At 68.2% G+C, this 24409-nt stretch carries 25 protein-coding genes; 16 read left to right on the top strand and 9 right to left on the bottom strand.

Annotated elements, in window-relative coordinates; all coding sequences use genetic code 11:
- Positions 1-9 precede the first annotated feature (9 nt).
- The 5 genes from erpA (at position 10) to J0I43_RS06920 (ending at position 4432) form a co-directional block, all read left to right on the top strand.
- Positions 10-378 carry an iron-sulfur cluster insertion protein ErpA gene (gene erpA, locus J0I43_RS06900; RefSeq protein ID WP_292861054.1) on the top strand — a complete coding sequence of 123 codons (369 nt, stop codon included), beginning with the start codon at positions 10-12 and terminating at the stop codon, positions 376-378.
- Between the two features lie 138 nt (positions 379-516).
- Positions 517-1416 carry a cytochrome c oxidase subunit II gene (gene coxB, locus J0I43_RS06905; RefSeq protein ID WP_292861057.1) on the top strand — a complete coding sequence of 300 codons (900 nt, stop codon included), beginning with the start codon at positions 517-519 and terminating at the stop codon, positions 1414-1416.
- The gene (ctaD, locus tag J0I43_RS06910) at positions 1416-3179 is read left to right on the top strand and encodes a cytochrome c oxidase subunit I (RefSeq protein WP_292861060.1); all 1764 of its coding nucleotides are present in this window, start codon (positions 1416-1418) and stop codon (positions 3177-3179) included. The genes coxB and ctaD overlap by 1 nt, the downstream gene beginning before the upstream one ends.
- Entirely contained in the window at positions 3180-3614 is a 435-nt protein-coding gene (locus J0I43_RS06915) for a cytochrome c oxidase subunit 4 (protein WP_292861063.1), read from the top strand.
- 26 nt (positions 3615-3640) lie between these two features.
- Entirely contained in the window at positions 3641-4432 is a 792-nt protein-coding gene (locus J0I43_RS06920) for a serine/threonine-protein phosphatase (protein WP_292861066.1), read from the top strand.
- A 45-nt stretch (positions 4433-4477) separates the two neighbouring features.
- Here the strand turns inward: J0I43_RS06920 and J0I43_RS06925 are convergent, their stop codons facing one another.
- The 5 genes from J0I43_RS06925 to J0I43_RS06945 all read right to left on the bottom strand — a co-directional run bounded on the left by J0I43_RS06925 (position 4478) and on the right by J0I43_RS06945 (position 9260).
- Positions 4478-4891 carry a rhodanese-like domain-containing protein gene (locus J0I43_RS06925; protein WP_292861069.1) on the bottom strand — a complete coding sequence of 138 codons (414 nt, stop codon included), beginning with the start codon at positions 4889-4891 and terminating at the stop codon, positions 4478-4480.
- 80 nt (positions 4892-4971) lie between these two features.
- Positions 4972-6669 (bottom strand): cytochrome bc complex cytochrome b subunit, encoded by a 1698-nt coding sequence (locus J0I43_RS06930; protein ID WP_292861072.1) that lies wholly within the window; start codon positions 6667-6669, stop codon positions 4972-4974.
- Positions 6666-7745 (bottom strand): ubiquinol-cytochrome c reductase iron-sulfur subunit, encoded by a 1080-nt coding sequence (locus tag J0I43_RS06935; RefSeq protein ID WP_292861075.1) that lies wholly within the window; start codon positions 7743-7745, stop codon positions 6666-6668. Before J0I43_RS06935 ends, J0I43_RS06930 begins: the two co-directional genes overlap by 4 nt.
- Positions 7746-7794: 49 nt before the next feature.
- Complete coding sequence (locus J0I43_RS06940; RefSeq protein WP_292861078.1) at positions 7795-8595, bottom strand: cytochrome c; 801 nt, start codon at positions 8593-8595, stop codon at positions 7795-7797.
- Positions 8596-8615: 20 nt separating this feature from the next.
- Complete coding sequence (locus tag J0I43_RS06945) at positions 8616-9260, bottom strand: heme-copper oxidase subunit III (protein ID WP_292861081.1); 645 nt, start codon at positions 9258-9260, stop codon at positions 8616-8618.
- 132 nt (positions 9261-9392) lie between these two features.
- Between J0I43_RS06945 and trpD the strand changes: the two genes are divergently transcribed.
- From trpD to J0I43_RS06960, 3 genes are all read left to right on the top strand, one after another.
- The gene (gene trpD, locus J0I43_RS06950) at positions 9393-10454 is read left to right on the top strand and encodes an anthranilate phosphoribosyltransferase (RefSeq protein WP_292861084.1); all 1062 of its coding nucleotides are present in this window, start codon (positions 9393-9395) and stop codon (positions 10452-10454) included.
- A 104-nt stretch (positions 10455-10558) separates the two neighbouring features.
- Positions 10559-11050 (top strand): aromatic ring-opening dioxygenase LigA, encoded by a 492-nt coding sequence (locus J0I43_RS06955; protein ID WP_292861087.1) that lies wholly within the window; start codon positions 10559-10561, stop codon positions 11048-11050.
- A gap of 58 nt (positions 11051-11108) precedes the next feature.
- The gene (locus J0I43_RS06960; RefSeq protein ID WP_292861950.1) at positions 11109-12101 is read left to right on the top strand and encodes a PHP domain-containing protein; all 993 of its coding nucleotides are present in this window, start codon (positions 11109-11111) and stop codon (positions 12099-12101) included.
- A gap of 122 nt (positions 12102-12223) precedes the next feature.
- On the opposite strand, the gene J0I43_RS06965 is transcribed toward J0I43_RS06960, so the two are convergent.
- The 3 genes from J0I43_RS06965 to J0I43_RS06975 form a co-directional block, all read right to left on the bottom strand.
- Positions 12224-13141, bottom strand: coding sequence for a 5'-3' exonuclease (locus tag J0I43_RS06965; protein ID WP_292861090.1), 918 nt, complete (start codon positions 13139-13141; stop codon positions 12224-12226).
- A gap of 28 nt (positions 13142-13169) precedes the next feature.
- Positions 13170-13655: a hypothetical protein gene (locus tag J0I43_RS06970; RefSeq protein WP_292861093.1), complete on the bottom strand. Its 486-nt coding sequence runs from the start codon at positions 13653-13655 to the stop codon at positions 13170-13172.
- 305 nt (positions 13656-13960) lie between these two features.
- Positions 13961-14488 (bottom strand): hypothetical protein, encoded by a 528-nt coding sequence (locus J0I43_RS06975; RefSeq protein WP_292861096.1) that lies wholly within the window; start codon positions 14486-14488, stop codon positions 13961-13963.
- A gap of 67 nt (positions 14489-14555) precedes the next feature.
- On the opposite strand from J0I43_RS06975, the gene J0I43_RS06980 reads away from it, so the two are divergent.
- The 6 genes from J0I43_RS06980 (at position 14556) to coaE (ending at position 21227) form a co-directional block, all read left to right on the top strand.
- On the top strand, positions 14556-14999 hold the full coding sequence (locus tag J0I43_RS06980; RefSeq protein ID WP_292861099.1) for a YchJ family metal-binding protein: 444 nt from the start codon (positions 14556-14558) through the stop codon (positions 14997-14999).
- Between the two features lie 41 nt (positions 15000-15040).
- Complete coding sequence (locus J0I43_RS06985) at positions 15041-16033, top strand: cation diffusion facilitator family transporter (RefSeq protein ID WP_292861102.1); 993 nt, start codon at positions 15041-15043, stop codon at positions 16031-16033.
- A gap of 161 nt (positions 16034-16194) precedes the next feature.
- Positions 16195-17643 carry a 30S ribosomal protein S1 gene (rpsA, locus tag J0I43_RS06990; protein ID WP_292861104.1) on the top strand — a complete coding sequence of 483 codons (1449 nt, stop codon included), beginning with the start codon at positions 16195-16197 and terminating at the stop codon, positions 17641-17643.
- Positions 17644-17804: 161 nt separating this feature from the next.
- Positions 17805-19433 carry a HAMP domain-containing sensor histidine kinase gene (locus tag J0I43_RS06995; RefSeq protein ID WP_292861106.1) on the top strand — a complete coding sequence of 543 codons (1629 nt, stop codon included), beginning with the start codon at positions 17805-17807 and terminating at the stop codon, positions 19431-19433.
- A complete protein-coding gene (locus J0I43_RS07000) occupies positions 19430-20605 on the top strand; it encodes a diguanylate cyclase (protein WP_292861108.1) in 1176 nt (391 codons plus the stop codon). The genes J0I43_RS06995 and J0I43_RS07000 overlap by 4 nt, the downstream gene beginning before the upstream one ends.
- A 13-nt stretch (positions 20606-20618) precedes the next feature.
- A complete protein-coding gene (gene coaE / locus J0I43_RS07005) occupies positions 20619-21227 on the top strand; it encodes a dephospho-CoA kinase (protein WP_292861110.1) in 609 nt (202 codons plus the stop codon).
- Here the strand turns inward: coaE and J0I43_RS07010 are convergent.
- Positions 21159-21773, bottom strand: coding sequence for a DUF4126 domain-containing protein (locus tag J0I43_RS07010; RefSeq protein ID WP_292861112.1), 615 nt, complete (start codon positions 21771-21773; stop codon positions 21159-21161). The genes coaE and J0I43_RS07010 overlap by 69 nt on opposite strands.
- Positions 21774-21860: 87 nt before the next feature.
- On the opposite strand from J0I43_RS07010, the gene uvrB reads away from it, so the two are divergent.
- Positions 21861-23942 (top strand): excinuclease ABC subunit UvrB, encoded by a 2082-nt coding sequence (gene uvrB, locus J0I43_RS07015; RefSeq protein ID WP_292861114.1) that lies wholly within the window; start codon positions 21861-21863, stop codon positions 23940-23942.
- 11 nt (positions 23943-23953) lie between these two features.
- The gene (locus tag J0I43_RS07020; protein WP_292861116.1) at positions 23954-24364 is read left to right on the top strand and encodes a VOC family protein; all 411 of its coding nucleotides are present in this window, start codon (positions 23954-23956) and stop codon (positions 24362-24364) included.
- Positions 24365-24409: the final 45 nt, after the last annotated feature.

Genomic DNA, 24409 nt, shown 5'->3' on the forward strand with positions numbered 1-24409 from the left:
GAGAGTGCCATGACCGACACCGCCACCACGACCGCGACCACAGCCGAGAAGGCGCACGGAGTCGGCCTCACCGATGCCGCCGCGGCGAAGGTGAAGAGCCTGCTCGACCAGGAGGGTCGTGACGACCTGCGGCTGCGCGTCGCCGTGCAGCCGGGCGGATGCTCGGGCCTCATCTACCAGCTGTACTTCGACGAGCGGTTCCTCGACGGCGACCAGGCCGTCGACTTCGACGGCGTCGAGGTGATCGTCGACGACATGTCCGTGCCCTACCTCGACGGCGCCACGATCGACTTCAAGGACACGATCTCGGAGCAGGGTTTCACGATCGACAACCCGAACGCGGCCGGCAGCTGCGCCTGCGGCGACAGCTTCCACTGACCCGACTTCTTCAGGCGCCGGTCGGGCCGGAAAAACCCCTCCGATAGTGGCTGACATCCTGGGCGGATGGCCTGAATCGGGTGGGAGGTTGCCCTAGACTGAACGGTGTTCGACCTTCATGACCCCGAAAGGTGCACCGTGCGAGTCACACGCCGCCTCCGCTGGGCCGTCATCCCGCTCGGAATCGCCACGGCGATCACTCTGGCCGGTTGCACGACCAGCCAGCTGAACGGCTTCCTGCCGGGCTTCACCGACGACGGTACCCAGGCCACCAACCACACCGAGATGATCTCGGGCCTGTGGGTGAACTCCTGGATCGTGCTGCTCGTCGTCGGCATCATCACGTGGGCGCTGATGGGGTGGGCCGCCATCGCCTATCGTCGCCGCAAGGGTCAGACGGGACTGCCGGTGCAGCTCCGCTACAACATGCCGATCGAGATCTTCTACACGGTCGTGCCCCTCATCCTCGTGATCGGGTTCTTCGCCTTCACGGCGCGCGACCAGGCGATCATCGAGACGCAGTACGACGAGCCGGATGCCTGCATCACGGCGATCGGCAAGCAGTGGGCCTGGGACTTCCAGTACGCCGAGCAGGAGTGCGACGACGCGGATGTCGCCGTCTGGAGCATGGGCGTGCAGGCGCAGACCGACGCGCAGGGCAACATCACGAGCGAGCTGCCGACCCTGTACCTGCCGGTCGACAAGAAGGTGAAGATCAAGCTCACCTCGCGCGATGTCATCCACTCGTTCTGGATCATCGACTTCCTGTACAAGAAGGACATGTACATCGGCAAGGACAACTACATGTCCTTCATCCCCACCCGCGTCGGAGAGTACGACGGGAAGTGCGCCGAGCTCTGCGGCCAGTACCACTCGATGATGCTCTTCAAGGTGAAGGTCGTCGACCAGGCCGACTACGACGCGTACCTCGACACGCTGCGCGAGGCCGGCCAGACCGGTGACATCAACGAGGCCTACAACCGCCTGCAGAACCTGCCGGGCACGGGCGCGACCCCTGAAGCTGAGGGAGACCACTGATGGCGACGACGCTTCCGCTCGAGGGCCAGGCCCCGCAGCGACCCACGACCCTGCCCCCGCGGCAGGCGGCGCTCATGAGCTCCACCCGGGTCGAGCAGAAGGGCAACATCCTCGTCCGGTGGATCACTTCCACCGACCACAAGACGATCGGGTACATGTACCTCATCGCCTCGGTGCTGTTCTTCCTGCTCGGCGGCGTGATGGCCCTCATCATCCGTGCCGAGCTGTTCGAGCCGGGCATGCAGATCATCCCGACGAAGGATCAGTACAACCAGCTGTTCACGATGCACGGCACGATCATGCTGCTGATGTTCGCGACACCGCTGTTCGCCGGCTTCGCGAACGCGATCCTGCCGCTCCAGATCGGCGCTCCCGACGTCGCGTTCCCGCGACTGAACGCGTTCGCGCTGTGGCTGTTCATCTTCGGCTCGCTCATCGCGGTCGCCGGCTTCCTGACCCCTCAGGGCGCCGCGGCATTCGGGTGGTTCGCCTACCAGCCGTTGGCCGGCGCCTCGTTCTCGCCCGGCGCGGGCGGCAACCTGTGGATGCTCGGCCTCGGTATGAGCGGCTTCGGCACGATCCTCGGCGCCGTCAACTTCATCACGACGATCATCACGATGCGTGCGCCCGGCATGACCATGTGGCGCATGCCGATCTTCTCGTGGAACACCCTCGTCACGAGCATCCTGATCCTCATGGCGTTCCCGGTGCTGGCCGCAGCGATCCTCGCCGCCGGCGCGGATCGCGTCCTGGGCGCACACATCTACGACCCGGCGAACGGCGGTGTGCTCCTCTGGCAGCACCTGTTCTGGTTCTTCGGGCACCCCGAGGTGTACATCATCGCGCTGCCGTTCTTCGGCATCGTGTCCGAGATCTTCCCGGTGTTCAGCCGCAAGCCGATCTTCGGATACAAGACGCTCGTGTACGCGACGATCGCCATCGCGGCCCTGTCGGTCTCGGTGTGGGCGCACCACATGTACGTCACCGGCGCGGTGCTGCTCCCGTTCTTCGCGCTCATGACGATGCTCATCGCCGTCCCGACGGGTGTGAAGATCTTCAACTGGATCGGCACGATGTGGCGAGGATCGATCACGTTCGAGACTCCGATGGTGTTCTCGCTCGGCTTCCTCGTGTCCTTCGTCTTCGGAGGTCTCACGGGCGTCATCCTCGCCTCGCCGCCGCTCGACTTCCACCTGTCCGACTCGTACTTCGTCGTCGCGCACTTCCACTACGTCGTGTTCGGCACGGTCGTGTTCGCCATGTTCGCGGGCTTCTACTTCTGGTGGCCCAAGTGGACCGGGCGCATGCTCAACGAACGCCTCGGCATGGTCCACTTCTGGCTGCTGTTCATCGGCTTCCACATGACGTTCCTCATCCAGCACTGGCTGGGCGTCGAGGGCATGGTCCGCCGCTACGCGGACTACTCGGCGGCCGACGGATTCACGTGGCAGAACCAGGTCTCGACGATCGGTGCGATGATCCTCGGCGCCTCGATGATCCCGTTCTTCCTGAACGTGTGGATCACGGCTCGTACGGCACCGAAGGTGACCGTCAACGACCCGTGGGGCTACGGCGGCTCGCTGGAGTGGGCGACGAGCTGCCCGCCGCCGCGTCACAACTTCACGTCGATCCCGCGCATCCGCAGCGAGCGTCCGGCGTTCGACCTGAACCACCCCGAAGCGGCCGTCCCGGTCGGCGTGGGCCCGGCGAAGGACGCCCCTGACGCCCCGGTCGTCGACATCGCCGATGGAGAGGTCAAGTAAGTGAAGACCAACGTCAACCTCTGGTGGATTCTCTCGGGCTTCTTCTTCCTGTGCTTCGCCCTGTACACGGGGTGGAACATCATCGAGCACTCCGATCGTCCGTGGTATCACGCGATCGAGTGGGTCGGCACCGTCGCGCTGCTGTTCACGGTCTTCATGGGTGCCATGATCGCGTTCTACGTCGACCGTGTGCATCGCGCGCAGGGCGGCGAGCTGCCCGAGGACACGCTCACGGCCGACATCGATGACGGCGACCCGGAGATCGGTGAGTTCAGCCCGTGGTCGTGGTGGCCGCTCGTGCTCGCGTTCTCGGCGGCCCTGTTCATCCTCGGTCTCGCGGTCGGTACGTTCCTGCTCCCCATCGGAGCGGGCGTGTTCGTCGTCGCCATCGTCGGCTGGGTGTACGAGTACTACCGCGGATACTTCGCGCGCTGAGCCGGGAGCTCATCACGGCTGTGTCAGTGTCGCTGCGCGCCGGTGTCGCCAGTGAGACCGGCGCGTACCGTGACGTGAACCAGGATGCCGCGTTCGCGGCCGCGTGGGGCGCGGGCGTCGCCGACGGAGTCGGCGGCGGCCCGGCCGGCGACCTTGCCTCCGCGGCCCTCTTACATCGGCTGGTCGCCGGCGGGCAGCGCGTCCCCAACGCGGAAGCGCTCGCTGTCCGTGTGCGAGGCGCCAACTGGGATCTCGGTGCGCACGTGCGCCGAGACCCGTCGCTGGCCGGGATGGCGACCACCCTCACGACAGTGTGGCTGGCGCTCGACGGCTCGCTGCTCCTCGCGCATACGGGCGATTCGCGGGCCTACCGCCTTCGTGTGGGCCACCTCACGCGGCAGACGCGTGACGATTCCTACGTTCAGGCGCTCATCGAGCGGGGCCTCGTGCGCCCGGAGGACGCGATGACGCACCCGCAGCGCAACATCATCACGGCCTCGCTGCGCGGGGGCGAACGCGACCTCGTCCACGTGGCCGCGTCCGTACCGACGGTCGGCGACAGGTGGATGATCTGCAGCGACGGCGTCAGCGACTACCTGCCCGACGACGCGATCGCCGAGGTCGTCGCGGGAATTGCGGAGCCGCAGACGGTCGCCGAGTATGTGGTGGCACTCGCGCTGCAGGCAGGGTCGCGGGACAACGTCACCGCCGTCATCGCCGACGTCGTCGACGCGGCGCCGGCGATGCCCATCGGCTCGGTGACGTTCGCTGGAGCTGCCTCTGCGCGATTCACCGAGGACCTCACGCTCGCCGGATGAGAGCCGCCTGGATCGGCCAGGATCACTCGGGGACCGAGCCGATGTTCAGCGCACGTGCATGACGAGCGGGTCGAAGCGGCGGGGGAGCGGGCCGGATGCCGCTTCCACCGGAAGCCCCTCGCGCGCCCAGTACTCGAAGCCGCCGATCATCTCGCGCACCGTGAAGCCCGCTCGGGCGAACTCCACCGCTCCCTTGGCGCCGGCGTTGCACCCCGGGCTCCAGCAGTACACGACGACCGGCACAGCGGCATCCAGCTCCTGAGGAGCGCGGACGGCGATGTCGCGGTACGGCATGTGGACCGCGCCCTGAGCGTGGCCCTGGTTCCAGGCATCCTCGCTGCGGACATCGACGAGGACGAACCCGTCGCCGGCCTTCTGTGCGGCGTAGACGTCGGAGGGGTCCGTCTCGTGCGCGAGCTTCGCGGAGAAGTAGGCGAGGGCGGTCTCGGTGCTGGTCATGGCTCGACGCTACGTGTACGACGAAGCGGCGGGGGTCGACCTCTCGGTCAACTCCCGCCGCTTTTCGGACAGACGTCGCGTCAGTGCGCCTTGCCGTCCTCGATCTCCGTCTGCTCCGCGTGCTCGTCGTGTGCGAGCTCGTGGTGCGCGTGGGCCTCTGCCGCCTCGATCTCGGTCTGCGTCACGGGCACGAGCCGATCCTCGAAGAACCAGCGCGACAGCGACGCGCGGAAGTTCTCGTGCCACGGGATACGTCCCTTGTCGTCGGGTCGCACCACGAGCGGGGCGTTCGTCTCGAAGTCGACCAGCTTGACGCGCTCGTAGGCGTCGACGGGCTGGTGGACCTCGATGAACTCACCGCCGGGAAGTCGCACGATGCGGCCGGACTCGTAGCCGTGCAGGGCGATCTCGCGGTCCTTCTTCTGCAGCGCGATCGCGATGCGCTTGGCGATGAAGTATCCGACGATCGGCCCCAGGATCAGCAGCGCCTGCAGCGCGTGGATGACGCCTTCCATCGTGAGGTGGAAGTGGGTGGCGATGATGTCCGAGGATGCCGCAGCCCACAGCACCGCGTAGAAGACGACTCCGGCGACGCCGATCGCCGTGCGGGTGGGCGCGTGGCGCGGACGCTGGGCGATGTGGTGCTCGCGCTTGTCGCCCGTGATCCATGCCTCGATGAACGGGTAGATCAGCACCAGCACGATGAAGATGCCGATGACGCCGAGCGGGATGAGGATGTTGAACGACCAGGTGCGGTCCCACAGCACGAACTCGAGATGCGGCGGCACGAGGCGCAGCGCGCCGTCGGCGAAGCCGATGTACCAGTCGGGCTGGGTGCCCGCCGACACGGGGGACGGGTCGTAGGGTCCGTAGTTCCAGATCGGGTTGATCGTGAAGAGCGAGGCGATCAGCACGATGACGCCGAACGTGATGAAGAAGAAGCCGCCCATCTTCGACATGTACACCGGCATCATCGGGAAGCCGACGACGTTGCTGTTCGTGCGGCCGGGGCCGGCGAACTGCGTGTGCTTGTTGACGATCATCAGCATGAGGTGCAGCACGAGCAGCGCGACGAGGATCGCCGGCAGCAGCAGGATGTGCAGCGTGTAGAGGCGTCCGACGATCTGCGTGCCGGGGAACTCGCCGCCGAAGAGGAGGAACGAGGTCCACGTGCCGATGAGCGGGATGCCCTTGATCATGCCGTCGATGATGCGAAGACCGTTGCCCGAGAGCAGGTCATCGGGGAGCGAGTAGCCCGTGAAGCCCTCGGCCATCGCCAGGATGAACAGCACGAAGCCGATCACCCAGTTGAGCTCGCGGGGCTTGCGGAACGCTCCGGTGAAGAACACGCGCAGCATGTGCACGCCGATGCCGGCGACGAACACGAGCGCGGCCCAGTGGTGGATCTGGCGCACGAGGAGTCCGCCGCGGATGTCGAACGAGATCCGCAGTGTCGAATCGAGCGCGGCAGACATCTCCACGCCGCGGAGCGGCAGGTAGGCGCCGGCGTAGTGGGTCTCGACCATGGATGCCTGGAAGAAGAACGTGAGGAACGTCCCCGACAGGAGGACGGCGACGAAGCTCCACAGCGCGATCTCGCCGAGCATGAACGACCAGTGGTCGGGGAAGATCTTGCGACCGAGCTCCTTAACCATGCCGGACAGGCTCGTGCGCTCGTCGATGTAGTTCGCCGCTCCCGCGACGAAGCGGCCGCCGAGCGGCTTGTCGTCGCGCCGCTCGGCGGACGACGGGGTCTCAGTGACGGTCGCGGTGCTCAATGACGCTCCCAGAAGCTCGGGCCGACGGGTTCGGTGAAGTCGCTCTGCGCGACGAGGTAGCCCTCGTCATCGACCGTGATGGGCAGCTGCGGCAGCGGCCGCGCGGCCGGGCCGAAGATGACCGCGGCGGAGCGCGAGACATCGAACTGGGACTGGTGGCAGGGGCACAGCAGGTGGTGCGTCTGCTGCTCGTAGAGGGCCACGGGGCATCCGACGTGCGTGCACACCTTCGAGTACGCGACGATGCCGTTGTACGACCAATCGAGCTTATTGTGCTCGGCGGGGAGCTGCTCGGGGAGCAGACGCATGAGAAGGACGATCGCCTTCGCCTTCTGCTCGAGGTAGCCGTCGTGGTGGCTGAGGCTCGCGAGCTCCTCGGGGATGACGTGGACGGCGGAGCCGAGCGTCAGGTCGGCTGCGCGGATGGGCTCGCCGCTCGGGTCGTGCGCGAGCCGCATGCCCTTCTTCCACATCGTGTGGCTGAGGAGCGCCACCGGGTCGCCCGCTTCGGGGTGCTCGGGGCTGGACTCCGGCGCGAGGCCGCGGAAGAGCGTGATGCCCGGGAGGATCGAGGCGACGAGGGCGGCGATCAGCGAGCCGCGGATCGCGGTGCGGCGCCCGAACCCGGACTCGTCGTTGGCGTCGCGGAACGCCTGCACTGCGGCCTCGCGCGTCGTGTCGCGGCCGCGGGTCGCGTGACGCGGCTCGATGAACTCCTTGTCGCTCATCACCGCCTTCGACCAGTGGATCGCGCCGATGCCGATCGCGAGGAGGGCCAGCGCGATGCCGAGGCCGATGAAGAGGTTGTTGTGGCGGATGTCGATGATCCGGCCGCTCTCGATCGGGAAGAGCATGTAGGCGGCGATCGCCCAGATGCTCCCGGCGAGCGAGAGGTAGAAGAGCGTGTAGACCGTGCGGACGGCGCGCTTCATGGCGGCCGGGTCCTTGTCGGTGACGCGTTCCCGGTGCGGCGGGAGGCCGGGATTCTGCACGGGATCGGGAACGGCGACGGCGAGCCCGGAGGAGGGCTTCCACGAAGCCCTCTCGTGCTCGAGCGCGTCTTCCTCGTGTGCCATGGTGGGTCCGTTTCCTACGTCGGTGCGGGTGTCGTGCAAGTATTCGGGATCAGTTCGACTTGGCTGTGATCCACACGGTCAGCCCGATGAGGCTGCCGATGCCGAAGATCCAGATGAACAGACCCTCGGAGACGGGACCGAGCGAGCCGAGGTTCAGGCCGCCGGCGGACTCGTTCTCCTGGATGAACAGCAGCGAGGAGATGATGTCGCGCTTCTCCTCCGTGGTGAGCGTCATGTTGTTGAACACGGGCATGTTCTGCGGGCCCGTGACCATGGCGGCGTACATGTGCAGCGCGCTCGTCGACGTCAGCGCGGGGGCGTACTTGCCCTCCGTGAGGGCTCCGCCGGCCGCGGCGACGTTGTGGCACATCGCGCAGTTGACGCGGAAGAGCTCCGCGCCGTTCGCGACGTCGCCCTGGCCGTCGAGCGTCTTCGCGTCGGGGAAGGTCGGCCCGGGAGAGATCGACTGCACCCACGACGAGATCGCGAGGATCTGGTCCTCGGTGAACTGCACGGGCTTCTGCGGCGCCTGCGGGCCCTGCATCTGCAGCGGCATCCGGCCCGTCGACATCTGGAACTCGACCGCGAGCTCGCCGACGCCGTACAGCGAGGGTCCGTCCGCCGTGCCCTCGAGGTTCAGGCCGTGGCACGTGGCGCAGTTCGCCTGGAACAGCTTCTTGCCGTCCTCGACGGTGAGCGTGGTGGATGCCGAGGTCGGCTCGGTCGCGGCCATCGCCGCCGAGGCGCCGGCGTAGACGCCGCCGGTGGCGAGGAGGCCGATGCCGATGAGGGCGGCGGCGGCCCACTTGCTGCGGCGGCCGGACTTCTGGCGCGGGGACTTCGAAGACATGGGTAGCGTCTGCTCCGCTCTCACTTGACGACGTAGATGACGAAGAACAGGACGATCCAGACGACGTCGACGAAGTGCCAGTAGTACGACACGACGATGGCCGAGGTCATCTCCTTGCGTCCGAAGTTCTTGACCGCGAAGGCGCGGCCGATGACGAGGAGGAATGCGATCAGACCGCCCGTGACGTGCAGGGCGTGGAAGCCCGTCGTCAGGTAGAAGGCCGATGCGTACGAGTTGGCGCTGATGGGCAGACCCTCAGCGACGAGGGTCGCGTACTCCCACACCTGACCCGAGACGAAGACGGCGCCCATGAGGAAGGAGAGGAAGAACCACTCGACCATGCCCCACTGGCGGAACTGCCAGAACGATCCCTTGCGGTAGGGCTGGAAGCGCTCAGCGGCGAAGACGCCGGCCTGAGCGGTGAACGAGGAGAGCACCAGGATCACCGTGTTGACGGCCGCGAACGGCACGTTGAGAACCTGCGTCTCCTCCGCCCACAGGTCGGGGGAGGCGTTGCGCAGCGTGAAGTAGATCGCGAACAGACCCGCGAAGAACATGACCTCGCTGCCGAGCCACACGATGGTGCCGACGGCCACCGGATCCGGTCGCTTCACGGATCGCAAGGCCTGGGAATAGGTGGCAGGAGTGGTCGTCACACACCCCATTATGGCGGATTCGGCGCTCGGTTTTCGCATCCCTGAAGGTGGGTTCGCGCACCGCCCGACTTTCGGAGGCATCGGAACCCGCTTCGAAGCGCCCGCGAGTGTGCTGACAGTCTGCCGATAGGATCGACATCCATGGCGGACCTCCACTCGTGGCCTGAGATCCTCACGGCCGTCCTCGATCGTCGCGACCTCAGCGTGTCCGAGTCGACGTGGGCGATGCGGCAGGTGATGGAGGGGCGTGCGACTCCGTCTCAACTCGGCGGATTCCTTCTGGCGCTCCGGGCGAAGGGGGAGACGGTCGACGAGATCGTCGGATTCCGCGACGCGATCCTGGAGGCGGCGCTTCCGCTCCCGGTGCCGGCCGACGTCCTCGACATCGTCGGCACGGGCGGTGATCGCTTCGGCACCGTCAACGTCTCGACGATGTCTGCGATCGTGGCCGCCGCCACCGGCATCCCCGTCGTCAAGCACGGCAATCGCGCGGCGAGCTCGTCGTCGGGGTCGTCGGACGTTCTGGGGGCGCTCGGGATCGACCTGACGCTCTCGCCCGAGCGAGTCTCCGAGATCCTCGCCGAGGTGGGGATCACGTTCGCGTTCGCGTCAGCGTTCCACCCGGGCTTCCGGCACGCGGGGCCGACGCGATCCGAACTGGGCGTCGCGACCGTCTTCAACTTCCTGGGGCCGCTGTGCAACCCCGCGCGTGCCGAGGCTAACGCGGTCGGCGTGGCAAGCCTCGACCGTGTGCCGCTCATCACGGGCGTCTTCCAGACGCGCGGGGCGACTGCGCTGGTCTTCCGCGGCGACGACGGCCTCGACGAGCTGACGACGACGGGTCACAGCCGCGTGTGGGAGGTCAGCCGCGGCGATGTGCACGAGCATGACCTGGACCCGCGCGACCTCGGCATCCCGCTCGCCGACATCGACGACCTGCTCGGCGGTGACGCGGTGCACAACGCCGAGGTCGTCCGTCGCGTGCTCGCGGGCGACAAGGGGCCCGTGCGCGACATCGTCCTGCTGAACTCCGCCGCCGGGATCGTCGCGTACGAGCTCTTCCGGGATGCCGCGCAGGTGCAGCGGCCGATCGTCGAGCGCCTGGCGGACGCCCGCGACCGTGCTGCCGCGGCGATCGACGCCGGTGCCGCTGCCGGCGTTCTCGAGCGGTGGGTCGAAGCGACCAATCACGCTGTGGCCTGAGCGCAGCCTCGGTGGGGTTTTCCCCGGCGTCGGCCCTGGTGGCGGGAGCGAACCGGACGCTACGGTGAAGAGCGTTCCCGGCACTCCAGGAAGGACCGCCCCACATGTCCGAAGCAGTCGTCACCTCAGACACCATCGAACCCCCGCAGAAGAAGGTCGGGTTCGTCAAGGCCGCGGGCGTCCTCGGCATCCTGGGCGGCATCGCCCTGATCATCGTCGGCGTCGTCGTCTGGGTCATGGTCTCCAGCCAGCTGCGCGCGGAGAACATCACGGTTCCCGACGACGCCATGGCGTTCCAGGGTCAGACCGTAGCCGGCCCGTTCACCGCGTACGTGCAGGCCGACATCATCCAGCATCACGCGCTCAAGATCTCGGGCGGCAAGACCTATGCCGAGCTCGCACAGGACGACCCGGTGCGTGTGACGATGATGAACGCCTCGTTCCTGCGGACGTCGCTGTTCACGTCGGTCGTCTCGTTCGGCGTCGCAGCGTTCGCGATCGGAATCGGCATCCTCTCGATCCTGTTCGGAGCCGCATTGACGAGGCTCGCCTCCGTGCCGGTCGTCGTCAGAAGGTCGACCGTCACCAGTTCCTGACCGTCGAACGGGCCCGCGCGTGAGCGCGGGCCCGTTCCGCATTCCCGCTCGCACACCCATGCACCCCACCGACGCGCTCACCGAGATCGCCGCTCTGCTCGAACGCGAGCGGGCGTCGCGGTACCGCTCGGCCGCGTTCCGCAGAGCAGCCGCCGCGATCGCCGGGCTGAGTGAGAACGAACTGACGGATGCCGCGGCGCTGCGACGCCGTCCGGGGATCGGCGACTCCTCGCTCGCCGTCATTCAGGAAGCGCTGGCCGGCGACGTCCCCCGTTACCTCGCCGAGTTACGCGCACGCTACGCACCCGCGGCGTCGGCGCTGCGCGGACGACTCCGCGGCGACCTGCACTGTCACTCGAACTGGTCGGACGGCACGACACCCATCGCGGACATGGTCGCGGCTGCGCGCGCGCTCGGGCACGAGTATCTCGCGCTGACAGATCATTCACCACGGCTGCGTGTCGCGAACGGCCTGTCTGCGGAGCGGCTGCGGGCGCAGCTCGCCGAGGTCGCGACGTTCCAGACGGACGGCTTCACGCTGCTGAGCGGCATCGAGGTCGACGTCCTCGACGACGGCGACCTCGATCAGGAGGATGCGCTCCTCGGCGACGTCGACGTGGTGGTCGCCTCGGCGCATTCGAAGCTGCGGATGGAGTCGGCGCCGATGACGAGGCGGATCGTCGCCGCGGCATCCCACCCGCGTGTCGACGTCCTCGGTCATGTCACGGGCAGGCTGATCGCGGGGGACCGGGGAACCCGTCCGCCGTCGCAGTTCGACGCGCGGGCCGTGTTCGAGGCGTGCGCGGCGCACGGCGTCGCGGTCGAGATCAATTCGCGGCCCGAGCGCGAGGATCCGCCGGACGAGCTCATCGCGCTGGCGCTCGACGTCGGATGCCTCTTCTCGATCGACTCCGACGCGCACGCGCCCGGGCAGCTCGGTCTGCTCGACGAAGGGGCCGCGCGCGCGGAGCGCGCGGGGGTGCCGGCGGAGCGGATCGTCACGACGTGGCCACTCGAGCGGCTGCGCGAGTGGACGGGGCGCGATCGCTGACCGCCACGAGCGAGTCCGGATGACCCGCGCTGATTCAGGTGGCGCGAATGCGGTGCTCGGCGTCGCCGAGAGTCGCGTCTGCGCCACCTCATCGCTCTCCCGCGATGGCTCAGGCGCCCCCGTCAGGCGCGCGCAGTGATCGCCGCCACGGCACGATCGAGCGACGCGCCGAGCCCCCACATCTCAGCGAGGGAGCTGATCGTGGCCGCGTCGGGCGCGTGCAGCCGTGACGGAGCAACCGGGAGCTCGAGAGTGCGGACGACCTCCACGACCTGTGGAGCCACGTCGAGGTAATCGGCGGCCGCCACGATCTTGGCGCGAACACCTGCCGTCATCCCTGTGCCGGAGGTCGCGGCCGCACGGATGCCGGTGAGATCGCCGTGCTCTCTCAGGAGGCTCGCCGCGGTCTTCTCCCCGATGCCGGCGACCCCGGGGAGCCCGTCGGAGGCGTCGCCGCGGAGCACGGCGAAGTCCGCGTACTGGGCGGGGAGGACGGCGTACTTCGCGACCACGGCCGCCTCATCGAGGATCTCGAGATTGCTCATGCCCTTGCCGGTATAGATGACGCGCACGCCACGCTCGTCGTCGACGAGCTGGAAGAGGTCGCGATCCCCGGTGACCACGTCGACGGGCAGCGTGGACTGCGCGGCGAAGCTCGCGATGACGTCGTCCGCCTCGTGCGCGGCGACGCCGACGACCGGGATGCCGAGGGCGTCGAGTTCTGCGCGTATGACGGGGATCTGGGCCTCGAGCGGATCGGGCACCTCCTCGACGTCGGGGGACCCGACAACGACCTCGACCACGCGATGCGCCTTGTAGCTCGGGATGAGGTCGACCCTCCATTGCGGACGCCAGTCGTCGTCCCAGCAGGCGACGAGGTGCCTGGGCTCGTACGTCGTGACCAGCTTCGCGATCATGTCGAGGAGTCCACGAGCGGCGTTGACGGAGCGCCCGTCGGGCGCCTTCACGGTGTCGGGCACGCCGTAGAACGCGCGGAAGTAGAGGCTCGCGGTGTCGAGCAGCATGAGGCGATCGGTCACGCGCCGGAGTCTACGGCGTTGCTCCGGCTCAGCAGCCCGGTCCGCCCGGATTCTCCGCACAGGTCTTGTCGACGAGCGCCGTCCGCGCGACGAGCACCTGGATCTCGACCGACGGCGTGGGGATGTCGAGGAGCCCGTCGATCGGGAGCCAGCCGGGGCCGAGGTTGTATTCCGCTGCGTAACGGATCTGCGCGTTCGCGGTGTACGTGCCTCGTGCCGCGTAGGCGTGACTCGTGTCGGTCGCCGAGAACTGCGGCAGACCGAGCGCGGCCCACGTCGCGCCGCCCGACGCCGCACTGCGCTGAGTCCCGTCTCCGTGGACGTACACGACTTCGACCGGCGTGAAGCGGACGGCGATCGGTACCGAGAACAGCGTGCCGGCCTGCTCGTGCACGGTCGGAGCGGTCACGAAATTGACCGGCATGCCGACGATCCCGACACCGTCCGGCTCATCGACGATCGTCAGGGATGCCGGGGCGAAGCGTGCCACGTCGGCGAGCGTCGGGCGGATCACCGGATCCTCCGGTGCCGACGGCGGTGCCACGCAGGACGTGGGATCGGTGGGGCTGCAGTCGTCGACGGGCGGAGGAGCAGGGACCGTCGGCCCAGGCGCGGTATCCGCGTCACCTCCGCCATAGCCCGAGTCGCCGGGAAGTGACCCTCCGGGCTGCGTGGCCACGATCTCCACGGTCGATCCGTCGTTGGATACAACGGGACAGGATCCAGACCATCCGAGCCCATCGCTGCAGTCAGAGGTGTGTTCCGTAGCGAACGACGACGCGCCATTTGTCAGTGCGGTCAGCGTCAAAGCGATTGCGACTATTGCGTGCACAGCGGCTCGCCTTCGCGGCCTGCAAAGGAGGAAATCAGCCACGAATTGTCCTCATTCAGGACGACAGCCATAAGGCTCTGTTCTTTCGGCCGATCGCCGACCTGAGACACGCCCGCCTCGTCTGTGAGTCTGATATCCGATACATCGACGCAGATGAGCAACTCGACCGTGTCAGTTGCTGTACCTCGCTGTGGTTTGACCAGCGCTATCCGGCTTTCGCCAGCGACTGTCCAGCCGTCTGCGTGCATTTGAGTGAATGACTTCTTGGCCGCGCTTAACGCATCGCCCGTGAGTTCGGCATAGACCGGCTCGAAGGTCTCAGGATCCGACAGCCGTATGCCGTTGGTTGCGTCCACATACGCGCGATACGTGGCCTCGGCCGCGGCGAAGGCCTTCTCCTCCGACGCGAACCCCGTCGGCGTGGGGGTGGGTGCGGGACTCGGAGTACACGCGGTCGTGAGTGTCAGCGCGAGGACGAGAGCCGCACCAGCGGCGAAGCGTCGTTCCCGAATCATTCCCCCACGCTAGTCAGTCGGGCCGACGCGATCACGGGTTATCCACAGCGGGGCTAGTTTCGATCCCATGTCGTTCGGAGCCGCCGCCCACGCCGCCCGACCCCGTCGCGACGCCGAATCCGCGTGTCCGTGCGGCGCGGGCGTGTTCGGCACGTGCTGCGGCGCGATCATCGCGGGATCGCCGGCACCGACGGCCGAGCAGCTCATGCGATCCCGATTCACGGCGTTCGCGATCGGCGATGCGCAGCACCTGCGGGAGACGTGGCATCCCCGCACGGCACCGGCATCCATCGACCTCGACGATGCGATCGAGTGGCGCCGTCTCGAGATCGTCCGCACGGAGGACGGCGGGCCGACCGGCGAGCGCGGCACCGTCGAGTTCCGCGCGCACTGGCGAGCGTCGGAGACGGGGGAGCGCGGCGTGCTCCACGAAGTCAGCCGCTTCCGCCGCGTCCGGGGGAAGTGGTTCTACCTCGACGGCGACGTCGAAGAGGAGTCCGCGCCGCGCTGAGAAGACCGCGCCGCGGGTGCGCGCGGGCGTAGCGTGAACGCATGTCGCCCACGCGCCCTGATCATGCCGCCGCTGCCGAGGCGCGCCCGGAGTCGCTGCTCACGGTGCTGATCGCACTCGGCGCGAACCTGCTCATCGCCGTCGCGAAGACGTTCGCCGCCGCGCTCACCGGCGCCGCGTCCATGGTGGCCGAGGCGGCACACTCCTGGGCGGACACCGGCAACGAGGTGTTCCTCTACATCGCCGCGCGTCGCAGCACGAAGCCGGCCGACCCTCGGCATCCGTACGGTTACGGCCGCGACGCGTACGTGTGGTCCCTGTTCGCCGCGTTCGGGCTGTTCACCATCGGTGCCGGGGTGTCGATAATGCACGGCATCCAGGAGCTCCTCGATCCCGAGCCCGCCGACCGCTTCGTCATCTCCTACATCGTGCTCGGGATCGCGTTCGTCCTCGAGGGCACGTCTTTCCTGCAGGCGACGCGGCAGTCCAAGCGTGAGGCGACGGCGTCGCACCGCGACCTGCTCGACCATGTGATGAGCACGTCCGATCCGACACTGCGCGCCGTCTTCTTCGAGGACGCCGCAGCGTTGATCGGCCTGGTGATCGCGTTCGCCGGCATCCTGGCCCACCAGATCACGGGATCCGCGACACCGGATGCCGTGGGCTCGATCCTCGTCGGCGTGCTGCTCGCCGTCGTCGCGATCCTCCTCATCCGGCAGAACCGGCGGTTCCTCGTCGGCGTCGCAATCGACCCGGAGCTGCGCGCGGCGGCGCTGCAGCGCCTCCTCGCCCACCCGTCGATCGCGCAGATCACCTACCTCCACATCGAGTACGTCGGCCCGGGCCGCGTCTTCCTCGTCGTCGCCGTCGACCTCGCCGGCGACACTCCCGAGCACGAGGTCGCCGTGACCCTCAACGCGATCGAAGACGAACTCGCCGCGTCCCCGCGCGTCGCGTGGGCGGTGCTCACCCTGTCGCGCCCCGGGGCGCCCGCGCTCGACCCCGCCGACCCCGCGGATCCGCTCCGCGGGTGAGCCTCAGCGTCTGATAGCATGAAATGTCACGCGTGTGGCCCTTTGGCATGCGCGTGGACTCGAAAGAACACACCCTTCGCCGTGACCCGGCATCCGTTCGCGCTCGCGCGTGCGATATGGGGCACGGCCCGACATCCCACCACCCAAGGACAACCCACTACATGACTACCGCAACGACCGCCCCGGCCACCAAGCAGGTCGCCATCAACGACATCGGATCTGCTGAGGACTTCCTGGCCGCGGTCGAGAAGACCCTCAAGTTCTTCAACGACGGAGACCTCATCGAAGGCACCGTCGTGAAGATCGACCGCGACGAGGTACTCCTCGACGTGGGCTACAAGACCGAGGGCGTCATCCCCTCGCGTGAGCTCTCCATCAAGCACGACGTCGACCCCAACGAGGTCGTCAAGGTCGGCGACGAGGTCGAAGCCCTCGTTCTCCAGAAGGAGGACAAGGAAGGCCGCCTCATCCTCTCCAAGAAGCGCGCGCAGTACGAGCGCGCGTGGGGCGATGTGGAGAAGATCAAGGAGAACGACGGCGTCGTCACCGGTCAGGTCATCGAGGTCGTCAAGGGTGGCCTCATCGTCGACATCGGCCTCCGCGGCTTCCTGCCGGCATCGCTGATCGAGCTGCGCCGCGTCCGCGACCTCACGCCGTACCTCGGCCAGGAGATCGAGGCCAAGATCCTCGAGCTCGACAAGAACCGCAACAACGTCGTGCTCTCGCGCCGCGCCCTGCTCGAGCAGACGCAGTCCGAGTCGCGCACCACGTTCCTCAACAACCTGCACAAGGGTCAGGTTCGCAAGGGCGTCGTCTCGTCGATCGTCAACTTCGGTGCGTTCGTCGACCTGGGCGGCGTGGACGGCCTCGTGCACGTCTCCGAGCTGTCCTGGAAGCACATCGAGCACGCCTCCGAGGTCGTCGAGGTGGGCCAGGAGGTCACCGTCGAGATCCTCGAGGTCGACCTCGACCGCGAGCGCGTCTCCCTCTCGCTGAAGGCGACGCAGGAGGACCCGTGGCAGGTCTTCGCCCGCACCCACGCCATCGGCCAGGTCGCTCCGGGCAAGGTCACCAAGCTCGTTCCGTTCGGCGCGTTCGTGCGCGTCGCGGACGGCATCGAGGGCCTCGTGCACATCTCGGAGCTCTCCGGCAAGCACGTCGAGCTCGCCGAGCAGGTCGTGTCGGTCGGCGAAGAGGTCTTCGTCAAGATCATCGACATCGACCTCGAGCGTCGCCGCATCTCGCTGTCGCTCAAGCAGGCCAACGAGTCGGTCGACCCCAACGGCACCGAGTTCGACCCGGCGCTGTACGGCATGACGACCGAGTACGACGAGAACGGCGAGTACAAGTACCCCGAGGGCTTCGACCCCGAGTCGGGTGCCTGGCTCGAGGGCTTCGACGCTCAGCGCGAGAAGTGGGAGCAGGAGTACGCTGCGGCCCAGGCGCGCTGGGAGGCGCACAAGGTCGCCGTCGCCAAGGCGCTCGAGGCCGAGGCTGCCGCCCCGGTCGAGACCGGCGCGTCGAGCTTCTCCTCCGACTCGAACAGCGGCGGTACGCTCGCCGACGACGAGGCGCTCGCCGCTCTGCGCGAGAAGCTCTCGGGTCGCTGATCCGCTCCATTCCGATCGGATAGCGCGCACCGCGCATCCCGATCCCGTACAGGGGCCGGCATCTTCGGATGTCGGCCCCTGTCGCGTCGATCCCCACGGCATGGTCGGCGCGCGGTACCGTGATCGGTGAGGTACGCATGAAACGACAGACCCCCCCTGCCGTGGCCACCCGATCGACGTCGCGTGCGGCGTTCCGGTTCGAGCTGCGCGACCGCGTCGCGGCCGGCAACCAGCTGCTGCTGTGCGGCATCGTCGCAGCGCTGTTCATCGGCGGTCTGATCCTCGGGTCGCTGACGCAGCCGGGACTGTTCGCCGCCGGCGCGTTCGCGATCGCGGTCGGGGCGATCGCCGCGCTGTCCGTGCCGTGGTCCCAGGTTCCTGCGGGGTGGGTCGCCGCGGTGCCGATCCTCGACATCTTCGCGATCGCGGTGCTGCGTCTCGCCGAGCCGACGAGCGGGGTGGGGCTGCTCTGGGCCTTCCCCGCGATGTGGCTGGCCTCCCTCGGCCGGTGGGGGCTCGTGACCGGCTGCGCCTTGACCACCACGCTGTACTGGGTGGTCGTGGCCTTCGGCCCCTACTCGGTGTTCACGTTCAGCACCCTCCTCCTCCCGCTCGTGATCATCGCGATCAGCAGTGCGGGATACTCCTCGTCGCAGCGCTTCGCCGCTCAGCGCGAGCTGCTGGATGCGCAAGCGGCGCGCCTCGCTTTCGCGCGCGCTGCGGCGGTACGGCAGGAGCAGCTCGTCTCCGAGGTGCTCGACACGGTGGACTTCGGTGTCGTGCGCCTGTCGGTCGGCGGTGACATCGTCTACGAGAACGACGCCGTGGGGCGTTTCAGCAGCGCGATCCCCGGACTGCATGCGGCGTCGGCGCGCACCGACCTCCTCGCGGAGGACGGCGTGACCCCGCTCGACCCGTCGGACCATCCGCTCGCGCGCGTGCGACGCGGCGAGACCATCGAGGACGAGGTCGTCTGGTCGAGGGATGCCGAGGGTCGTCTCAGCGCGCTGAGCTTTGCCTCCCGCCGACTGATCGACCACCGCGGCGAGGATTCCGGGGCGGTCATCGTCGCGCGCGACGTGACGGCGGAGCGTGAGGCGCTCCGCGCACGCGATGACCTCGTCGCCTCCGTGTCGCACGAGCTGAGGACGCCGCTGACCTCGGTGCTCGGATATCTCGAGCTGGCGTTGGACGATGACCTTCCCGATCGAGCGCGGCGGCACGTCGACACGGCGCTCAGTAGTGGTGAGCGACTGCTGGCGATCGTCGCGGACATCCTTTCCGCATCACGCTCCTCCCGGCATTCGGTCGAGTCATCGGTCCATCCGCGCGAGATCGACGTGGCCGACGTCGTGCGGGCGTCGGCACTCGCTCTGAAGCCCCTTGCGGAGGAACGCGTCATCAAAGTCAGCATGACCGGCGACGAGCGCGTTGCGGCGTACGCCGACGCGAGCCGCATCCGGCAGGTCGTCGACAACCTCCTCGGAAACGCGATCAAGTTCAATCGCGACGGCGGGGCCGTCGAGCTCGCCGTGCACGCAGAGGGCGACACGAGCGTCATCGAGGTGCGCGACACCGGCGTCGGCATCGCCGAGGCGGACCGGGCGCACGTGTTCGAGCGCTTCTACCGGGCATCCGAGGACGTCGCGGGGAACGGGCTCGGGCTCGCCATCAGCGCGGAGATCGTGAAAGCGCACGGCGGGCAGATCTCCGTCGAATCCACTCTGGGGCACGGATCCACGTTCGTCGTGGAACTGCCGGCGCGAGGGCCAGGGGGGCGCAACGCATGACCCTCGATCTCTTCACCCTCACCGTGACGACCGCCGTCGTGGCATCGGTCGCGAGCATGACGTACATCATCGAGACGATCCTCCGTCGCGACACGGGGCCAGGCCGGCTGTGGGCGGTCGCCTTCCTCTGCGGAGTTCTCACGACGTTCGCCTATATCGCGTGGTCCGCCGGCATCGGGAACATGGTGCCGGTCGCGATCGGCAACGCGCTCTTCGTCCTGGTGCCGGGCTTCATGTGGCTCGGCAGTCGCCGCTTCAACGATCGCCCGAGCTTTCTCGCGTCCGTGGTGGTGGGAGTGCTCGCCCTCGCCACGCTCGTCGCGGCGCTGCTGGAGACGCCCACCCGGGGCAGCTGGGGAGGGTGGCCGGTCATGGCCGTGAGTCTCGTGGCGCTCTTCACGGCGGGCGCGATCGAGATCCTCCGCGCGCCGCTGCGGCGACTGCGCACGTCGTGGGCGTTGACCGCGGTCCTGGTGTTCGTCGCGCTGTTCTACGCCGTGCGGGTCGTGCTCTTCTGGACGTTCGGGCCCGACAGCGCGCTCTTCTCGACGTGGTTCGGCTCCATCACCGCGAATTTCGTGACGATGACGCTCACCGTCGTCGCCGCGATCGTCACGTCCGTCCTTCGCTCGCACCGCACCGCCGAGAGCCGGTATGCCTGGCTCACGGAGGGCGGGGTGGCCGCGGACGGTGTCATGCGCGCACGGACCTTCGCCGACGCGGCCGCCGACATCCTGGCGCGCGCCTCCTGGCGGGCGGACGGCGTCGCGATCATCGTCATCCACATCGACGGAGTGGCGGAGATTCGACGAGCCTTCGGCGCCGAGGTCGCCGACGCGGTGGCCCACTCCTGCCGGCAGGCGGTCCGTCGCTATGCGCCGGCATCGGCGATCGTCGGGGAGGATGCCGATACCGAACTCGCCGTCTGCGCCCCCGCGCCGACCGCCGCCGACGCCCGACGACTGGGCGCGACGATCTACCGGGGATGCATGGAGGAACTCTCGGCCGCGGAGTCGGGGCTGTTCCCCGTCGTCGGGGTGGGTGTGGCGTTCACCGAGGACATCGGCTACGAGTTCGCGCCCCTGCAGCGTGTCGCGCTGGCGGCGGCGCGCCGCGCGATCGAGACGCCCGGGTCGTCCGTGCTGCTCGGTGCGCCCACCTCGGCGTCGTGACAGGCTGATCGGTATGACTCTCATCGCCCTCACCGGCGGGATCGCGTCCGGCAAGTCCACGATCGCTCGCCGACTCGCCGAGCACGGCGCCGTCATCGTGGACGCCGATGCCCTCGTACGCGAGGTGCAGCGGCCGGGATCGCCCGTGGTCACTGCGATCGCCGACGCCTTCGGCTCCGATGTCGTGACGCGCGACGGCGCGCTCGACCGCGCGGCCCTCGGTGCTCGCGTCTTCGGCGACCCGGAGGCTCTCGGCCGGCTCAACGCGATCGTCCATCCGGCGGTGAGGGCGGAGTCGGCACGCAGGTTCGCGGCGGCCGCGGCCGCCGATCCCGCCGCCGTCGTCGTCTACGACGTGCCGCTTCTCGTGGAAGCCCGCGTCGACGATCCGTGGGATCTCATCGTCGTGGCGGATGCCCCCGCCGAGCTCCGTGCGCGCCGGCTGGTCGAGCTGCGCGGGCTGAACGCCGACGAGGCATCCGCGCGGATCGCCTCCCAGGTGGATGACGACACGCGCCGTGCGATCGCCGACGTGGTCATCGACACGTCGGGGTCAGTCGACGCCACCCTCGCGCAGACCGACGCGCTGTGGGCGCGTGTGCAATCGGCGTCGGCGACGTAGCAGCACCACGACCGCCACGACGAGGCCAAGAAGAAACACGCCGGCGATGACCGGCGCGAGGATCGCCGCGAGGGCGAGCGCCAACGAGGAGACGTCCTCCGCGGTCGACAGCGCCGGTGCCGCGAGGCCCGCCGTCGCCATGTTCGCGACGGGCCGGACCGCGGCCTTCGCGAGGTGGACGAGAAGTGCGATGACGACGCCGACGACGATCGGCACCCAGGTGCCGTCCGCGAAGAGCCGCGAGGGGTCCGTCACCTCCTGAGCCCCCGCGCCGGCGCCGAAGGCGATGCCTCCCGATGCCGGGCGGACGATCGTCTGGATGACGTCGTTGACCGAGTCGACGGCGGGGATCTTGTCGGCGACGATCTCGACGACGAGGAGGGCGCCGATGATCCACAGCGCGACGTCACCGGAGAGCCACGACCATGCCGTCGGCAGCGCGAATCCCGGAAGCAGCCGGTCGAGGAGGCCGAGCGCGAACAGCGGCATCCATGCGTTGAGGCCCGCCGCTGCGGCGAGGCTCGACCCGACGAGGAACTCCAGCATGCCTCCAGGGTAGGCATCAGGCGCCCCGATCACACGCTCGCGGCGAACGCCGACCCGCATGTCGGAGGCCGCGCCTACGCTGGAAGCATGCAGACCACGCGATCCGTGCGCCCGTTCGAGGTCGTGAGCGAGTACACGCCGAGCGGCGACCAGCCCCAGGCGATCGCCGACCTCGCGGCGCGCATCAACGCCGGCGAGACCGATGTCGTGCTCCTCGGTGCGACCGGTACGGGCAAGTCCGCGACGACGGCCTGGCTCATCGAGCAGGTGCAGCGGCCGACGCTCGTCCTCGCTCACAACAAGACCCTCGCGGCGCAGCTCGCGAACGAGTTCCGCGACCTCATGCCGAACAATGCCGTCGAGTACTTCGTGAGCTACTACGACTACTACCAGCCCGAGGCCTACGTGCCGCAGACGGACACGTTCATCGAGAAGGACTCCTCGATCAACGCCGAGGTCGAGCGGCTGCGGCATTCGACGACGAACTCGCTGCTGAGCCGTCGCGATGTCGTCGTGGTCTCGACCGTGTCGTGCATCTACGGCCTCGGCGCGCCGGAGGAGTACCTGCGCGCGATGGTCGCGCTGCAGGTGGGGGAGCGGTACGACCGCGACGCGCTGATCCGCAAGTTCATCGCGATGCAGTACAACCGCAACGACGTCGACTTCTCCCGCGGCAACTTCCGCGTTCGCGGCGACACGATCGAGATCATCCCGGTGTACGAGGAGTACGCCGTGCGCATCGAGCTCTTCGGCGACGAGATCGAGGCGCTGTACATGCTGCATCCGCTCACGGGCGACATCGTTCAGCGTCTCGACAGCGTGCCCATCTTCCCGGCATCCCACTACGTCGCCGGCACCGACACCGTCCACCGCGCGATCGGGACGATCGAGACCGAGCTCGGCGAGCGGCTGAAGGAGTTCGAGGGGCAGGGCAAGCTCCTCGAGGCGCAGCGTCTGCGCATGCGTACGACGTTCGACCTCGAGATGCTGCAGCAGCTCGGATTCTGCTCCGGCATCGAGAACTACTCACGCCATCTGGACGGACGGTCGCCGGGCGAGCCGCCGCACACGCTGCTCGACTTCTTCCCCGATGACTTCCTCATGGTCATCGACGAATCGCACGTGACGGTGCCGCAGATCGGCGCGATGTACGAAGGGGATGCCTCGCGCAAGCGCACGCTCGTCGATCACGGGTTCCGGCTTCCGAGCGCGATGGACAACCGCCCCCTGCGCTTCGACGAGTTCAAACAGCGCATCGGCCAGACCGTGTACCTCTCCGCCACGCCCGGCAAGTACGAGATGGGGATCGCGGACGGCGTCGTAGAGCAGATCATCCGCCCCACCGGACTCGTCGACCCCGAGATCATCGTCAAGCCGTCGAAGGGGCAGATCGACGACCTGCTGGAGGAGATCCGCATCCGCGTCGAGCGGGACGAGCGCGTGCTCGTGACGACGCTCACGAAGAAGATGGCCGAGGAGCTCACCGACTTCCTCGGCGAGCACGGCGTGCGGGTGCGCTACCTGCACTCGGATGTCGACACCCTGCGCCGTGTCGAGCTGCTGACGGAACTGCGTCAGGGGGTCTACGACGTGCTCGTCGGTATCAACCTCCTCCGTGAAGGGCTCGACCTGCCCGAAGTGTCCCTCGTCGCGATCCTCGACGCCGACAAGGAGGGGTTCCTGCGCAGTGGCACGTCGCTCATCCAGACGATCGGTCGCGCGGCGCGCAACGTGTCGGGCGAGGTCCACATGTACGCCGACAACATGACCGACTCGATGCGCTCCGCCATCGAGGAGACCGACCGCCGCCGCGAGAAGCAGATCGCGTACAACCTCGAGAACGGCATCGATCCGCAGCCGCTGCGCAAGAAGATCGCCGACATCACCGACGCGCTCGCGCGCGAGGCATCCGACACGCAGTCCTTGATGAACGGACGGGCGACGGCCAAGAACAAGTCCGGAAAGGGCAAGTCGCCGACACCGCAGCTGCGCCGCGAGGGCATCGCCGCGGAGGGGGCGATGCAGCTCGAGGCGACGATCGAAGACCTCACGGCGCAGATGCTCGCCGCAGCCTCAGAGCTCAAGTTCGAGCTCGCCGGGCGCCTGCGCGATGAGGTCCAGGACCTCAAGAAGGAGCTGCGCGCGATGGAGAGGGCCGGGCACGCCTGATGGATCAGCGAGTGAGTCTCGTCACGCTCGGAGTGAACGACCTCGAACGCTCCATCCGTTTCTACCGCGCGCTCGGCTGGGAACCGCACCCTTCGTCGGTCGCGGGAGAGGTCGCCTTCTACCAGGCCGGTGGTCTCGTCGTCGGGCTGTGGTCGCGCCGTGCGCTGGCGGCGGATTCGGGCACCGTCGACAGCGGCGGCTGGGGAGGCGTGACCCTCGCGCACAACGTCGTCTCTCGTGACGAGGTCGATTCCGTGCTGACGGATGCCGAGGCCGCCGGTGCCCGCATCGGGCGCCGCGCAGCGGAGACGGATTGGGGTGGCTACTCGGGCATCTTCATCGACCCCGACGGGCACCCGTGGGAGGTGGCCGTGAACCCGGGGTGGACGATCGACGAGACCGGGCGGACGCTGCTGCGCTGAGGCGGTGGCTCGCGCCGCGTTTGGTATCGTCGTGGGGTTGGCAAG

Origin of the sequence: Microbacterium sp., assembly GCF_017305435.1 — a bacterium.
Classification (GTDB): Bacteria; Actinomycetota; Actinomycetes; order Actinomycetales; family Microbacteriaceae; genus Microbacterium.